Below are 14,605 nucleotides of genomic sequence, written 5' to 3'. Positions count from 1 at the left end.
GATATTTTTGGCAATCAGCAAAGTTTTTCGGCGCGTTCAATAAATGGCGCAAGGCTCATTTTCTCGCCCGGATGCGCAGGATCATCAATTTGTATGATGCTCAGCGGTTGTGCCGTCGTTTTACCCGCTTTGACCTGCGTTTCAGCGATGTCATTGAGCGGATACTGCACCAGGGTACTCGGGTTAATCACATACAGCGCGTTACCCGGGCGACAGGTCAGCATCACCTCTTCCCGATTAAATGCCCACTTATCTTTCCCCACCTCGAAACGACTCACGGTAATGATTTGAGGGGCTGCCAGCGCTGAGCCCGCAGCGGTGAACAATAAAAAAGTAAGAACGATTTTTTTCATATCTTCGCCATTGTTTAAAAAGGTTCCCATGTAGCGAACAGACTGACAGATGCCAGTACCAGCGCCCCAAGAACAAGTTCCATCTGCGTCGCTCGCAGGAAAAAACGTTGTGTCGTCGACTGCGCCATTCGCGGCACCACAACATAGCGGTTCACCAGCGCAATGACCACCATCACCGCCACCAGCGCGCATTTTATCAGCAACATCCGGCTATAAGCGGTATCCAGCGGCCAGCCGTTCTGGATGAGCAACGCATTAATAACCCCCGTCAGCACCACGCCCGCCACAGCCACATGCCCGTAGCGCGAAAAACGCATCATGGTATAGATGGCCGCCTGCCGCCAGCGTCCCTTTGCCAGCCGCAGACAGTAAAGAAAAGGCGGCAGTCCGCCGAGCCAGCTTGCGGCGAAGAGGAGATGCAGCGCGTGGTTACTCCGCTGAATCGCCCCCATGATCCCGTCACGCATCGCCGAATGCCCGGTTCCGGCCAGTAAAATAAACTGTGCGGCGGTCAGGAGAAGCAACAACCGCATCATCTGGCGCGGTTTCACCCAGCCAACGACCAGCGCTACGCCGGCCAGCACAATCTGCCAGATCCAGACGCTGCCAAACTGCGTCGTCGCAACAGCCAGCCACACGTCCGGCTGCCAGACGTCTCCCCAGCCATCGCCCATTAATCCCCCCTGCACCATCATCATCAGCACCGCCGACACGGTACCAACCAGTAATGAGGAGTGAATCAGTTGAGAAAAACGCTGGGTAAACAGACGCCGCAGCGCCGCAGGCGCCCACCAGCCGCCATAGAGCGCACAGCCCAGCACGGAGATAAGGGCGGCGAAATGAACAAAACGTAATCCAACGTAGAACGTCGTCAGCATCTTATTTCACGCGAAACTGATAATGGCCCTGGGTTTTATGGCCATCAACCGACACCACATGCCACTTGACGGTGTAAACCCCGGCCGACAACGGCTGGTTAAACGGGATACTCAGTTCCGCTTTGTTCGTTTCACTGCGAACCACTTTGCCCGTATCAACCGTCTTCCCCTCAGGATCGGTGACGGTTATTGCACTAAAGCGCGATTCAACACCTTCTGAAAAATTGAGCGTCAGCGACTGCGGTGTCGCAGTGATTTCACTGTCCGCCGCTGGCGTTTGCTGTTGCAAATGGGCATGAGCCCAGACGCCTGGCGCAGAGAGTGAGCAGGTCAGAAAAAGCATAGCGCTGAAGGCGCGAGCAGACATGTTTCCCATATTGTTCATTCCCTTTTGTTATGGATGTAGCAGAAAGAATAACCTTGTATAATTCCCGAGTCGAGATAAGCCGCCATTAAGCTTGCCATTCTACGAGACTATAAGTAACGTTGCGCCCTGAAAAGGAGAGAATCTGATGCATACAAATCTGGCAAAACTTCCTCAGCATGAGATGGACAAAGTTAACGTTGATCTGGCCGCCGCTGGCGTTGCCTTTAAGGAGCGTTATAACATGCCGGTCATCGCAGAGGTGGTAGAGCGTGAACAACCCGAACACCTGCGCGACTGGTTTCGCGAGCGTTTAATTGCCCATCGTCTGGCTTCCGTTTCGCTGTCTCGTTTGCCTTACGAACCGAAACAAAAATAATTCTTACCCATGGTTACACTTCCTTACGGCGATCGGTGTAAACTTCTAGGGAAATTCTGAAGTAACGACCCCCTGACCTCTTGTTGAAGGAAGCAACTATGCTGGCATGGTCTATCGCTGCAGCGCAATATGCACCACGGGACGGCAGTATCGCCGAAAATATCGCCCATCATCTGCGTTTTATTGACGCTGCCGCTCACCTTGATTGCAAGGTATTAATTTTCCCTGAACTGTCACTGACGGGCCCGAATGATAAGCAGGAACTCCCCTCGCCTCTCAGTGATGCTCAGTTGCAACCGTTAACCGATGCAGCCCGGCGTCATCAGATGACGATCATCGCAGGGCTACCCGTTGAGGAAAACGGCCAGCGGCGAAAAGGTGTCGCGATATTCGCGCCCGATGCCCTGAAGCCCTACACCTGCCTGCAGGGAAACGGTACCTGTCTCACGCCTGAATCGCACTATATCAGCGTTTTTAACCTCAATAATGACGGCTGCGACCTTGCACCCCAGGCCTCGCTCTTAGCCACGCTAACCAGCACGGTGGAGTCGCAGCAGAGCCTTAACACCCAGCGTCTGCAATGGTTCGCCCGCAAGCATGCCATCGCGGTACTGAAATCAAACTACAGTTGCGACTATTTTTCCGGCGGCAGCGCGCTGTGGGATGAAACCGGGCAATTAATCGTTCGCGCAGACCAGGGCGAACTGTTAGTGACTGGCAGAAAAAGCGCCCAGGGTTGGCAAGGTGACATCATTCCATTACGCTAGGTTCTTTTGGCCGGGAGTAAGCCATGTTACGCGTGATCGATACCGAAACCTGCGACCTGCAGGGAGGCGTCGTTGAGATAGCCTCTGTGGATGTCGTTGATGGGAAAATCACCAACCCAATGAGTCACCTTGTGCGTCCTGATCGCCCCATCAGCCCGCAGGCAATGGCTATACATCGCATCACCGAAGAGATGGTTGCCGACAAACCATGGATTGAAGAAGTGCTGCCTGTTTATCAGGGCAGCCCGTGGTATGTCGCGCATAACGCCAGTTTCGATCGTCGCGTGCTGCCGGAGATGAACGGCGAGTGGATCTGCACCATGAAAATGGCGCGTCGACTGTGGCCTGGAATCAAATACAGCAATATGGCGCTCTACAAATCCCGGAAACTGAGCGTGGTCACGCCGCCGGGTCTGCATCATCACCGGGCGCTTTACGATTGTTATATTACGGCGGCCCTGCTGATTGATATTATTCAGGTTTCAGGTTGGTCGCCGGATCAAATGGCAGAGGTCACCGGGCGTCCCGCCTTACTGCGTACTTTCACCTTTGGTAAATATCGCGGTAAAGAGGTTGCTGAAATCGCGGAGAACGATCCAGGTTATTTGCGTTGGTTATTCAACAACCTGGATCGGATGAGCCCGGAATTACGCCTGACCTTAAAGCACTATCTGGGTGAGTAGTTTACCGCGCCGTTCTGCCGGGTAGCGTCCCCTGTGCCAGCGCAATCAGGAACGTAAACTCAAGCGCCACGCCTTCATAGCTTTTGAAGCGTCCCGACTTGCCGCCATGCCCGGAGTCCATATCCGTACATAGCAGTAAAAGATTGTCGTCGGTTTTCTGCTCGCGCAATTTCGCCACCCATTTTGCCGGTTCCCAGTATTGCACCTGGGAATCGTGCAGCCCGGTAGTCACCAGCATATGTGGATACGCCATCGGCTGCACGTTATCGTAAGGGCTGTACGACTTCATATAGTGATAGTAGGTTTCATCCCGCGGATCGCCCCACTCTTCAAACTCGCCCGTCGTCAGTGGAATAGACTCATCCAGCATGGTGGTGACGACATCAACAAAAGGCACCTGGGCGACGACGCCGTGGAACAGCTCAGGCCGCATATTGATTGCGGCGCCCATCAGCATTCCTCCCGCGCTGCCCCCCATCCCATAACAGAGTTTCGCATCGCCGTAACCCTGCGCCAGCAGCGCATCGGTAACATCCAGATAATCGGTAAACGTGTTTTTCTTCTTCAGGAATTTACCATCTTCATACCATTGCTGGCCAAGTTCCCCGCCTCCGCGCACGTGGGCAATTGCGTAGACAAACCCACGGTCGAGCAGGCTCAGGCGGCTACTGCTGAAATCAGCATCCATGCTGGCACCATACGACCCATAGCCGTACACCAACAGCGGATTTTTCCCTTTACGGAAATGTTCGCGATGATAAACCAGAGATACCGGCACTTCCACGCCATCACGCACGGTGATCCAGTGATGCTCACTTTGATAAAGCGCGGCATCAAAGCCCTTCACTTCCTGTTGTTTCAATACCTGCCGCTCGCCGGTATCCATATCCAGTTCAAACAACGTATCGGGCGTGGTCATCGATGAATACCCATAACGCAAGCGGGAAGTTTCCGGTTCAGGGTTATAGGCCACCCAGGTCACATACGCCGGGTCATCAAAAGCGATGCCGGTTTCTTCATGGGTATGGCGATTAATCTGCCGCAGGCTGGTCAGACCGCGCTGCCGCTCCTCCAGCACCAGCCAGTCGGTAAACAGGGTAAAACTCTCCAGCATCACATCATCGCGGGCGGGGATCAGTGTCTGCCACTGTGTTTCATCACGCACTTTACTGCGATAAAGACCAAAATTTTTCCCTTCACGGTTCGAGCGAATATAGAAGTTATGCTGGAAGTGATCGACGCTGTATTCATGATCCTTACGTCGCGGCAGGAAGATAATAGGTTCCGCATCCGGCAGTTCGGCATCAAGCAGACGCATTTCGCTGGTGGTGGCACTGGAGAGCGCGATAACTATATAGTGCTGTGAGGAGGTTTTATGCAAACTGACGTAAAAGGTATCGTCCTTCTCCTCATACACCAGCGTATCCTGCTGTGCGGGCGTACCGATAGTGTGTCGCCATACCTGCCATGGCAGAAGCGTGGTAGGGTGCTTGCGAACGTAATAGAGCGTTTGCGAATCATTAACCCACACGATGCCCGGAGAGACATTCTCCAGCACTTCGGGATACCAGTTCCCCGTCAGCAGATTACAAAAACGCAGGCCATACTGACGTCGGGAAAGATAATCCTCGGTGATTGCCAGCAGCGCATTATCTGGCGAAATGGTCATCCCGCCGAGGGTGTAAAACTCGCTGTGGGCAGCACGTTGATTAGCATCAAGCAATAACTCCCACGCTTCCCACTCCCCTTTCTGCACCGACTGGCGCTGATAAATCGCATACTCGCAGCCCGGCTCATAAATCTGGCGATAGCGATAACCATTTTTCGTATAGGGCGCAGACTCTTCGCGCTGAGGGATACGATCGATAATCTCCTTCAGCACGCGCTCCTGGAGTTCGCGCCGGGAATCCATCACCGTTTTCCCGTAATCATTTTCCTGATGCAGATAATCGAGAACCTCTGGCTGCGTGCGACTGTCGTCACGCAGCCAGAAATAGTTGTCGATACGCGTATCGCCATGTAGCGTCATGGCGTGGGGAATTTTTTTCGCTTTTGGCGGCATCTCATTATTCTTCTGTATTAGTCACACTCTATAAGGGTGGACAAATTGACAGACGATGCAAGCGAAACCTGTGACAAGATATTCAAAGTTGCTGTTTTTGCTGCTGCAAATCCTGCTCAATACCTTCGCGCACCTCAACTGGCAGCTTAAGCGCATCCCCCAACGCATTGAGATAACTGCGCTCCATAAAGTGGTCGATATCAATGGCTGCGCAGCTAACGAAGTAGAGTTCCAGCGCCTCTTCCTCATTATGCACATCGCGCGCCAGGCGCTCCGGGTCGAGCGGCTGTGCTATCGCCTGTGCGATAAGCGCACGCCCCTGCTCTTCCACACCAGCTTCACGCAGTTGTTGTTCAATCGCCGCCTGCTCTTTGGCGTCAATATGCCCATCGCTCTTCGCCGCAAACACCAGCGCCAGAATCAGACGCTCTGTGCGCACATCCAGCGGAGCCGCCGGTTCACCGTACTTCGTCTCTGCTTGCGGGTCGCCACGTAATTTATCTTTGTATTTATTCCACAAAACGCTGCCAGCCACCGCCCCGCCGCCCACTAACAGCGCGCCGGTGCCATACTTCGCCAGCATTTTACGCGACGACTTACTGGCAACCAGTAACCCAGCCAGTCCGCCCAATGCGCCCGGCACCAACATTTGGCTGAGATCCTTTTTCCCCTCACCCGATTTTTGCCCAAGAAGCGATTGCAATTGATTAAGCCAGCCAGACATATGACCTCCCGTAGAATGGTAGTAGCAATCCAGCCTAAGCGAGTCGTTGTCAGGATATGTCTGCGCTGCATAAAGATCCGCAAATTAACGCGGATAACGTGCGCCTCACGCCGATGACAAGACAGACGCAAACGTTTTCGTTTATAATGCGCGAAATGTTGACAGATGATGGAAAATGCAATGACTTTATTAGGCACAGCCCTGCGTCCGGCGGCGACGCGCGTAATGCTTTTAGGTTCTGGCGAACTCGGTAAGGAGGTCGCCATCGAATGCCAGCGACTGGGGATCGAAGTGATTGCTGTCGATCGCTACGCCGATGCGCCAGCGATGCATGTCGCGCATCGTTCACATGTGATCAATATGCTTGATGGTCAGGCACTCAAGGCGCTGGTCGAGCTGGAAAAGCCGCATTATATCGTGCCAGAAATTGAAGCTATCGCCACGGATATGCTGGTTGAACTGGAGCTCTCGGGGCAAAAAGTTGTGCCGTGTGCCCGTGCGACAAAGCTCACCATGAACCGGGAAGGCATCCGTCGCCTGGCGGCGGAAGAGCTTAAACTTCCGACATCCGCCTACCGTTTTGCCGACAGCGAAGCGGCGTTCCGTGCAGCGGTTACAGAGATTGGCCTGCCTTGCATCATCAAACCGGTGATGAGTTCTTCCGGCAAAGGCCAGAGCTTTATTCGCACTGAAGCGCAGCTTGCCGACGCCTGGCAATACGCCCAGCAAGGCGGGCGCGCCGGCGCAGGCCGTGTCATTGTTGAAGGTGTGGTGAATTTTGATTTTGAGATAACCCTGCTGACGGTCAGCGCCGTCGATGGCGTACACTTCTGCGCCCCGGTAGGTCACCGTCAGGAAGATGGTGATTACCGTGAATCCTGGCAGCCTCAGCAAATGAGCAAGCTGGCGCTGGAGCGTGCGCAGTCAATTGCCCGCGAAGTGGTACTGGCCCTCGGCGGACACGGCTTATTTGGCGTCGAACTGTTTGTTTGCGGCGATGAGGTGATCTTCAGTGAAGTCTCTCCGCGTCCGCACGACACCGGAATGGTGACGCTGATTTCGCAGGATCTCTCCGAATTTGCCCTGCACGTTCGCGCATTCCTTGGCTTACCGGTAGGTGCCGTTCGCCAGTACGGGCCATCGGCCTCGGCGGTGATCCTGCCCCGTTTGCAGAGCCAGAATGTGACGTTTGATAACGTTAACCTGGCCGTTGGCGCTGGCGTGCAGGTGCGTCTGTTTGGCAAACCGGACATTGACGGCACACGTCGCATGGGCGTGGCGCTGGCAACCGCAGAAACAGTAGATGGCGCAATTGAACAGGCAAAAGCGGCTGCCGCAGCGGTGCTTGTTAAAGGATAAAAAAAGCGGGCCGATGGCCCGCTTCTCACTCGCTTTGTCGGTAACGCTTACAGCGTTGCAGTTTCTACCGCTTCACGAGCCAGTTTAGTAATGCGATCGTAGTCGCCCGCTTCCAGCGCATCTGCCGGAACCAGCCAGGAACCACCCACGCACAGTACGCTTTTCAGCGCCAGATAGTCACGGCAGTTTTTCAGGGAGATACCGCCAGTCGGGCAGAAACGAACCTGAGAGAACGGGCCTGCAATCGCCTGCAGCGCTTTCACGCCGCCGTTGGCTTCCGCCGGGAAGAATTTGAACTCTTTCAGGCCGTGATCCATACCCAGCATCAGTTCAGAAACAGAACTAATACCTGGGATCAGCGGGATAGTACCTTCAGTTGCCGCTTTCAGCAGGGAGTCAGTCAGGCCCGGGCTGATAGCGAACTGCGCGCCAGCTTCGGTAACTTCTTTCAATTGCTGTGGGTTGGTTACGGTACCCGCGCCCACGATAGCATCCGGCACTTCTTTAGCGATCGCACGGATAGCGTCCATTGCGCACGCAGTACGCAGAGTCACTTCCAGAACGCGTACACCGCCTGCAACCAGCGCTTTCGCCATTGGTACAGCATGTTCCAGCTTGTTCACTACGATAACCGGTACAACAGGGCCAGTGGTCAGGATTGCTTCTGCAGTGGTTTTCCAGTTTTTCATCAGATTATTCTCTCGCCAGATCTAAAAACGTATCATCTTAAAATGTAATGCAGGTCGCGCCCTGCTCTGCGCCGGAAAGGTTCTCACGCAGCGCACTGAACATTTCGCGGCCAGTACCTATACGGGAGGCGCTCAGGTCAGGAATGTGCGGTTGACGAGCGGCCAGCTCGGCTTCATCAACCAGCAGCGCCAGCTCACCGGTCTGCCCGTTAACGCGGATCATGTCGCCGTCACGAACTTTCGCCAGCAAACCACCGTCATAGGCTTCCGGGGTAACATGGATTGCTGACGGCACTTTACCTGAAGCACCGGAGAGTCGTCCATCAGTTACTAACGCAATTTTGAAACAACGGTCCAATAATACACCAAGTGGCGGCATGAGTTTATGTAATTCTGGCATTCCGTTCGCTTTTGGCCCCTGATGACGAACCACAACGACACAATCTTTATCGAGCAGACCCGCTTCGAACGCTGGCAGAACGTCATGCTGACTCTCAAAAACCACCGCCGGCGCTTCGATAACCTGGTTTTCAACCGGCACCGCAGACGTTTTCATCACTGCGCGACCAAGGTTGCCGCTCAGCACTTTGGTACCGCCGTGTTTGGAGAACGGCTTGTCGAAGGTGGCGATAACGTTTTCATCCAGGGATGCCTTAGCGCCTTCACGCCAGTCCAGTTTGCCATTGTTCAGCCATGGCTCCATGGTGTAGTGAGACAGACCAAAGCCCGCGACGGTATTAACGTCTTCATGCAGCAAGCCGCCTTTCAGCAGTTCACGCACCAGCACTGGTACACCGCCCGCAGCCTGGAAGTGGTTGATATCAGCCGGGCCGTTCGGGTAGAGACGCGCCATCAGCGGAACCACGTCAGAGATCTCGGAGAAATCATCCCAGTTGATAATAATGCCCGCCGCGCGCGCCATGGCCACCAGGTGCATAGTGTGGTTGGTGGAGCCACCGGTTGCCAGCAGCGCAACAATACCGTTGACCACGACTTTTTCGTCGATCATCTGGCCAAGCGGCATCCACTCGTTGCCATTCCCGGTCATGCGAGTGACCTGGCGTGCCGCTGCAGCGGTCAGTTCTTCGCGCAGTGGCGCATCCGGATGGACGAAAGAGGAACCCGGCAATTGCATACCCATGAACTCAATAACCATCTGGTTGGTGTTCGCCGTGCCGTAGAAAGTACAGGTTCCTGGCGCATGATAAGAGGCCGCTTCTGAATCGAGCAGCGCATTGCGGTCAACTTTACCTTCAGCATAAAGCTGGCGAATACGCACTTTTTCTTTGTTTGGCAGACCGCTCGCCATCGGGCCTGATGGAATAAATACGGAAGGCAGGTGGCCAAAAGAGAGTGCCGCCATCGCAAGGCCCGGGACAATCTTGTCACAGACGCCGAGGTACAGCGCGCCATCAAACATGTTATGAGACAGGCCGACTGCCGCAGACATGGCAATCACTTCACGGCTCAGCAGAGAGAGTTCCATCCCATCCTGGCCCTGAGTCACCCCATCGCACATTGCCGGAACGCCGCCCGCAACCTGCCCCACTGCGCTAACGCTGTGCAGTGCTTTACGAATAACGTCCGGGTAGTGTTCATACGGCTGATGCGCGGAGAGCATGTCGTTGTAGGAGGTAATGATCGCGATATTGTTACGCAACATGCTTTTCAGCGAGGCTTTATCTTCCGCCCCACAAGCCGCAAAACCGTGCGCCAGGTTACCGCAGGCCAGTTGGGAGCGGTGAACGGTTTCTGTCTTCGCGCGCTTAATGCGTTCAAGGTAGGCAGAACGGGTATCGCGCGAGCGGTCAATAATGCGATTTGTTACGCGTAACAACACAGGATTCATAAAAGCTCCTCAAAATTTTTCTGTCCAGGCTTCAGCGACATAAGGTTTCGATTAGCATTTTCTGCCACAAAACCCCCGTATTCTGTAGCTTAGGGGCAAACATCTGCGGATAGTGTAATAAAAAAAGCCCCGGGGGTGAATCCACCCGGGGCTTAAATGCGTAAAAATAGCACTACATGCTGTGTTAGATCATGTTACCGGTAAAATACCCCAATGGGATTACCGGCTGACCTCACTCGAACTCGTTCCAGGAGCGGCCATCACGGGTGATCATCGCAACGGACGCCACTGGCCCCCATGTCCCTGCCTGATAGGGTTTCGGCGGATCCTGATCGGCAGCCCACGCTTCGGTGATGGAGTCCACCCACTTCCACGCTTCTTCCACTTCATCACGGCGTACAAACAGCGCCTGAATCCCACGCATGGTTTCCAGCAACAGACGCTCGTAGGCATCGGCCAGGTGCGTTTGGTTGAAGGTTTCAGAGTAGCTCAGATCCAGTTTGGTGATCTGCAGGTTGTGCTTATGGTCAAGACCCGGCACTTTGTTCAGTACCTGGATATCCACACCTTCATCTGGCTGCAGACGAATAGTCAGTTTATTCTGCGGCAGCTCCTGCCAGGACTCTTTGAACAGGTTGAGTTCCGGATTTTTGAAATAGACCACCACTTCAGAGCATTTGGTCGGCAAACGCTTACCGGTGCGCAGGTAGAACGGAACACCTGCCCAACGCCAGTTATCGATATCGACGCGAATCGCCACAAACGTTTCCGTATTGCTCTGTTTGTTCGCCCCCTCTTCTTCCAGATATCCCGGTACTTTCTTGCCCTGAGCAAATCCCGAAGTGTACTGTCCGCGCACGGTTTTCTCGCGCACATTGGAACGGTCAATACGACGCAGGGATTTCAGCACTTTCACTTTCGCATCGCGAATGCTGTCGGCGGTCAGGTCAGACGGCGGCGACATAGCAATCATGCACAGAATTTGCAGCAGATGGTTCTGGATCATATCGCGCATCTGGCCTGCCTGGTCGAAGTAGCCCCAACGGCCTTCGATCCCGACTTCTTCCGCCACGGTGATTTCGACATGATCAATGGTGCGGTTATCCCAGTTGTTCACAAACAGGGAGTTGGCAAAACGCAGCGCCAGCAGATTCAGCACCGTCTCTTTGCCCAGATAGTGGTCGATACGGTAAACCTGGCACTCTTCGAAATATTCGCCAACCTGATCGTTGATTTCGCGCGAGGTCGCCAGAGAAGTACCCAGCGGTTTTTCCATCACTACGCGCGCCGGTTTAGCATTCAGCTTTGCTTCGCCCAACCCTTTGCAGATTGCGCCAAAGGTTCCAGGCGGCATCGCAAAGTAGTTAATCGTAACGCGGTTGTCCTGATCCAGCATTTCGCCCAGGCGGGTAAACGCACTGGTATCGTTAACATCCAGATTGCAGAAATCCAGGCGGCCACTCAGGGTTTCCCATAAACCTTCATCAATTTTTTCCTTCATGAAGGTTTCCAGCGCCTCGCGCACCACTTTGGTGTACGCCTCTTTGTCCCAGTCAGCGCGACCTACGCCGATGATCCGGGTATCAGGATTGATCTGACCGGCTTTCTCAAGCTGATACAGGGAAGGCAACAATTTACGACGCGCCAGGTCACCTTTCGCGCCGAAAATGACCAGATCGCATGCCTGGGCCGTTTGCGTTACCGCCATGTCATTCTCCTCAGTTGTATTTCCTGGTTCTTATGCCAGGCTACAGTTGTAATTTTATTACACCGCACTGTACTGTGTTTACTAACTTACCGAAACCTTTTACCGCTTTTCACCGCACAAATGGAAATGTCTGCGCGGTTATACCTGGACAACGCCCTAATATTGTTCGTTCTTTCGCCCTGGACGGGGATGCAAAAATACGACGTTGATCATGTAATGAAAAAAAACAACATTTTTTGCTGCTGTTTGTCCCCTTTCAGCGACCCACAGGGGTATATTCTTGCTAAAACGCCTGCAGATTTCACCCATTAATGGAATCGTTTCAATCAATGAGCGCCCCATCACGATGAACATGCTGGAAAAAATTCAGTCGCAACTGGAAAACCTTAGCAAATCCGAACGCAAAGTGGCGGAGGTTATCCTCGCCGCGCCGGAGCAGGCTATCCATTCAAGTATCGCGGCACTGGCACTGGAAGCTGCTGTCAGCGAACCCACGGTAAACCGTTTTTGTCGCAGCATGGAAAGCCGCGGCTTTCCTGATTTTAAACTGCATCTTGCCCAAAGTCTGGCTAACGGTACACCGTATGTTAATCGTAATGTCGATGAAGATGACAGCGTAGAGGCCTATACGGGAAAAATATTCGAGTCCGCAATGGCAAGCCTTGCGCATGTGCGCCAGTCCCTGGACATGGCAACGGTTAACCGGGCGGTCGATCTCCTGACCCAGGCCAAGCGCATCGCATTTTTCGGACTGGGTTCTTCTGCCGCCGTTGCGCACGATGCCATGAACAAATTCTTTCGCTTCAATGTGCCGGTGGTCTATTCCGATGATATCGTCCTGCAACGAATGAGTTGCATGAACTGTAGCGAAGATGATGTCGTTGTGCTTATTTCTCACACGGGCAGAACCAAAAGCCTCGTTGAACTGGCGCAACTGGCGCGGGAAAACGATGCTATGGTGATAGCCCTGACCTCCGCTCATACCCCGCTCGCGCGCGAAGCCACGCTCGCCATTACACTTGAGGTGCCGGAAGACACTGACGTATACATGCCGATGGTTTCCAGGCTGGCGCAGCTTACGGTCATTGATGTGCTGGCAACGGGCTTTACGCTGCGCCGGGGGGCAAAATTCAGGGATAACTTGAAGCGAGTCAAAGAAGCATTGAAGGAATCGCGGTTTGATAAAGAAGGTATGACACACAGCGATAACCAATAAAAGTCGTTAATAAGATGTATTTTGATTAGACATTCGGCAAAAAGCGCCGAATCCATGTTCACGCAACACCTGGTTGTTTAAGTTAACGGAGTATTACATGTCCAGAAGGCTTCGCAGAACCAAAATCGTTACCACGTTAGGCCCGGCAACAGATCGCGATAATAACCTTGAAAAAGTTATCGCCGCAGGTGCCAACGTAGTACGAATGAACTTCTCCCACGGTACGCCGGAAGATCATAAACTTCGCGCTGATAAAGTCCGTGAAATCGCGGCAAAACTGGGTCGTCACGTAGCTATTTTAGGCGATCTCCAGGGCCCTAAAATCCGTGTTTCGACCTTCAAAGAAGGTAAAGTTTTCCTTAACATCGGCGATAAATTCCTGCTTGACGCCAACCTGGGTAAAGGTGAAGGCGACAAAGAAAAAGTTGGTATCGACTATAAGGGACTGCCTGCGGATGTTGTTCCGGGCGATATCCTGCTGCTGGATGATGGCCGTGTGCAGTTGAAAGTGTTGGAAGTTCAGGGCATGAAAGTGTTCACCGAAGTGACCGTAGGTGGCCCGCTCTCCAACAACAAAGGCATCAACAAGCTCGGCGGAGGTCTCTCGGCTGAAGCCCTGACTGACAAAGACAAGGCCGATATCGCGACGGCCGCTGCGATTGCGGTCGATTACCTGGCGGTCTCCTTCCCGCGCTGCGGCGAAGACCTGAACTATGCCCGCCGTTTGGCGCGTGAAGCGGGCTGCGATGCAAAAATTGTTGCCAAAGTTGAACGTGCGGAAGCCGTATGCAGCCAGGATGCAATGGATGACATCATTCTGGCCTCCGATGTCGTCATGGTTGCCCGCGGCGACCTGGGCGTTGAAATTGGCGATCCGGAGCTGGTTGGCATTCAGAAAGCGTTGATTCGTCGCGCGCGTCAGCTTAATCGTGCGGTCATCACCGCGACCCAGATGATGGAGTCGATGATAACCAACCCAATGCCGACCCGTGCCGAAGTGATGGACGTGGCAAACGCCGTGCTGGATGGTACCGATGCGGTGATGCTGTCTGCGGAAACCGCTGCGGGTCAGTATCCTTCTGAAACCGTCGCGGCGATGGCGCGCGTCTGTCTGGGTGCGGAAAAAATCCCAAGCATCAACGTCTCTAAACACCGTCTGGACGTTCAGTTCGACAACGTGGAAGAAGCGATTGCGATGTCTGCCATGTATGCGGCCAACCATCTGAAAGGCGTCACCGCCATCATCACCATGACCGAATCTGGCCGTACCGCGCTGATGACTTCTCGTATCACCTCCGGTCTGCCGATTTTCGCCATGTCTCGTCATGAGCGCACGCTGAATCTGACCGCGCTCTACCGCGGCGTAACGCCGGTACATTTCGATAGCGAAAGCGACGGCGTTGCGGCGGCGCACGAAGCCGTTAATCTGCTGCGCGACAAAGGCTATCTGGTCGCCGGAGACCTCGTCATCGTTACGCAGGGCGATGTAATGGATACGGTGGGCTCAACCAATACCACACGTATTTTGACCGTCGATTGATATTCGGCTCAACAGAAGTTGCCCGGGGGCTTCG

13 protein-coding genes and 1 pseudogene are annotated in these 14,605 nt (G+C 53.9%); 6 read left to right on the top strand and 8 right to left on the bottom strand.

Annotated features, from left to right (window positions below; all coding sequences use genetic code 11):
• Positions 1-14: 14 nt before the first annotated feature.
• Genes VSR74_RS00485 through yobA form a run of 3 tightly spaced genes read right to left on the bottom strand, consistent with a single transcriptional unit; the run spans position 15 to position 1,607 of the window.
• Complete coding sequence (locus VSR74_RS00485; protein ID WP_347792880.1) at positions 15-353, bottom strand: YebY family protein; 339 nt, start codon at positions 351-353, stop codon at positions 15-17.
• 14 nt (positions 354-367) lie between these two features.
• Positions 368-1,231: a copper homeostasis membrane protein CopD gene (gene copD, locus VSR74_RS00480; RefSeq protein WP_347792879.1), complete on the bottom strand. Its 864-nt coding sequence runs from the start codon at positions 1,229-1,231 to the stop codon at positions 368-370.
• Position 1,232: 1 nt separating this feature from the next.
• Complete coding sequence (gene yobA / locus VSR74_RS00475) at positions 1,233-1,607, bottom strand: CopC domain-containing protein YobA (protein ID WP_347792878.1); 375 nt, start codon at positions 1,605-1,607, stop codon at positions 1,233-1,235.
• A gap of 136 nt (positions 1,608-1,743) precedes the next feature.
• Here yobA and VSR74_RS00470 point away from each other — a divergent pair, with 136 nt between their 5' ends.
• The 3 genes from VSR74_RS00470 (at position 1,744) to exoX (ending at position 3,424) form a co-directional block, all read left to right on the top strand.
• Positions 1,744-1,974, top strand: a complete 231-nt coding sequence (locus tag VSR74_RS00470) for a DNA polymerase III subunit theta (protein WP_347792877.1) — start codon at positions 1,744-1,746, stop codon at positions 1,972-1,974.
• A gap of 98 nt (positions 1,975-2,072) precedes the next feature.
• Entirely contained in the window at positions 2,073-2,741 is a 669-nt protein-coding gene (locus VSR74_RS00465; protein WP_347792876.1) for a carbon-nitrogen hydrolase family protein, read from the top strand.
• A gap of 23 nt (positions 2,742-2,764) precedes the next feature.
• The gene (gene exoX / locus VSR74_RS00460) at positions 2,765-3,424 is read left to right on the top strand and encodes an exodeoxyribonuclease X (RefSeq protein WP_347792875.1); all 660 of its coding nucleotides are present in this window, start codon (positions 2,765-2,767) and stop codon (positions 3,422-3,424) included.
• Between the two features lies 1 nt (position 3,425).
• Here exoX and ptrB read toward each other — a convergent pair whose 3' ends face one another.
• Together ptrB and VSR74_RS00450 are read right to left on the bottom strand one after the other, a co-directional pair.
• Positions 3,426-5,486, bottom strand: a complete 2,061-nt coding sequence (gene ptrB, locus VSR74_RS00455; protein WP_347792874.1) for an oligopeptidase B — start codon at positions 5,484-5,486, stop codon at positions 3,426-3,428.
• Positions 5,487-5,568: 82 nt separating this feature from the next.
• Positions 5,569-6,210 (bottom strand): tellurite resistance TerB family protein, encoded by a 642-nt coding sequence (locus VSR74_RS00450; protein ID WP_347792873.1) that lies wholly within the window; start codon positions 6,208-6,210, stop codon positions 5,569-5,571.
• 180 nt (positions 6,211-6,390) lie between these two features.
• Here VSR74_RS00450 and purT point away from each other — a divergent pair, with 180 nt between their 5' ends.
• Positions 6,391-7,569 (top strand): formate-dependent phosphoribosylglycinamide formyltransferase, encoded by a 1,179-nt coding sequence (gene purT, locus VSR74_RS00445; protein WP_347792872.1) that lies wholly within the window; start codon positions 6,391-6,393, stop codon positions 7,567-7,569.
• A gap of 47 nt (positions 7,570-7,616) precedes the next feature.
• On the opposite strand, the gene VSR74_RS00440 is transcribed toward purT, so the two are convergent.
• The 3 genes from VSR74_RS00440 to zwf form a co-directional block, all read right to left on the bottom strand.
• Positions 7,617-8,258: a bifunctional 4-hydroxy-2-oxoglutarate aldolase/2-dehydro-3-deoxy-phosphogluconate aldolase gene (locus VSR74_RS00440; protein ID WP_015964039.1), complete on the bottom strand. Its 642-nt coding sequence runs from the start codon at positions 8,256-8,258 to the stop codon at positions 7,617-7,619.
• 37 nt (positions 8,259-8,295) lie between these two features.
• Entirely contained in the window at positions 8,296-10,107 is a 1,812-nt protein-coding gene (edd, locus tag VSR74_RS00435; RefSeq protein ID WP_347792871.1) for a phosphogluconate dehydratase, read from the bottom strand.
• Between the two features lie 232 nt (positions 10,108-10,339).
• A complete protein-coding gene (gene zwf, locus VSR74_RS00430) occupies positions 10,340-11,815 on the bottom strand; it encodes a glucose-6-phosphate dehydrogenase (RefSeq protein ID WP_347792870.1) in 1,476 nt (491 codons plus the stop codon).
• A gap of 311 nt (positions 11,816-12,126) precedes the next feature.
• Between zwf and VSR74_RS00425 the strand changes: the two are divergent.
• Positions 12,127-13,031, top strand: a pseudogene (locus VSR74_RS00425) (MurR/RpiR family transcriptional regulator).
• 97 nt (positions 13,032-13,128) lie between these two features.
• Entirely contained in the window at positions 13,129-14,571 is a 1,443-nt protein-coding gene (gene pyk / locus VSR74_RS00420; protein WP_347792869.1) for a pyruvate kinase, read from the top strand.
• Positions 14,572-14,605: the final 34 nt, after the last annotated feature.

The organism is Pseudocitrobacter cyperus, assembly GCF_039889165.1.
Taxonomy (GTDB): Bacteria; Pseudomonadota; Gammaproteobacteria; order Enterobacterales; family Enterobacteriaceae; genus Pseudocitrobacter; species Pseudocitrobacter cyperus.
This window is presented reverse-complemented; position numbering and strand designations above follow the sequence as displayed.

What these genes read in the sequence shown, in the direction of transcription:
- VSR74_RS00485 (WP_347792880.1), bottom strand. Translation starts at nt 353, where the DNA reads ATGAAAAAAATCGTTCTTACTTTTTTATTGTTCACCGCTGCGGGCTCA.
- copD (WP_347792879.1), bottom strand. Translation starts at nt 1,231, where the DNA reads ATGCTGACGACGTTCTACGTTGGATTACGTTTTGTTCATTTCGCCGCC.
- yobA (WP_347792878.1), bottom strand. Translation starts at nt 1,607, where the DNA reads ATGGGAAACATGTCTGCTCGCGCCTTCAGCGCTATGCTTTTTCTGACC.
- VSR74_RS00470 (WP_347792877.1), top strand. Translation starts at nt 1,744, where the DNA reads ATGCATACAAATCTGGCAAAACTTCCTCAGCATGAGATGGACAAAGTT.
- VSR74_RS00465 (WP_347792876.1), top strand. Translation starts at nt 2,073, where the DNA reads ATGCTGGCATGGTCTATCGCTGCAGCGCAATATGCACCACGGGACGGC.
- exoX (WP_347792875.1), top strand. Translation starts at nt 2,765, where the DNA reads ATGTTACGCGTGATCGATACCGAAACCTGCGACCTGCAGGGAGGCGTC.
- ptrB (WP_347792874.1), bottom strand. Translation starts at nt 5,486, where the DNA reads ATGCCGCCAAAAGCGAAAAAAATTCCCCACGCCATGACGCTACATGGC.
- VSR74_RS00450 (WP_347792873.1), bottom strand. Translation starts at nt 6,210, where the DNA reads ATGTCTGGCTGGCTTAATCAATTGCAATCGCTTCTTGGGCAAAAATCG.
- purT (WP_347792872.1), top strand. Translation starts at nt 6,391, where the DNA reads ATGACTTTATTAGGCACAGCCCTGCGTCCGGCGGCGACGCGCGTAATG.
- VSR74_RS00440 (WP_015964039.1), bottom strand. Translation starts at nt 8,258, where the DNA reads ATGAAAAACTGGAAAACCACTGCAGAAGCAATCCTGACCACTGGCCCT.
- edd (WP_347792871.1), bottom strand. Translation starts at nt 10,107, where the DNA reads ATGAATCCTGTGTTGTTACGCGTAACAAATCGCATTATTGACCGCTCG.
- zwf (WP_347792870.1), bottom strand. Translation starts at nt 11,815, where the DNA reads ATGGCGGTAACGCAAACGGCCCAGGCATGCGATCTGGTCATTTTCGGC.
- pyk (WP_347792869.1), top strand. Translation starts at nt 13,129, where the DNA reads ATGTCCAGAAGGCTTCGCAGAACCAAAATCGTTACCACGTTAGGCCCG.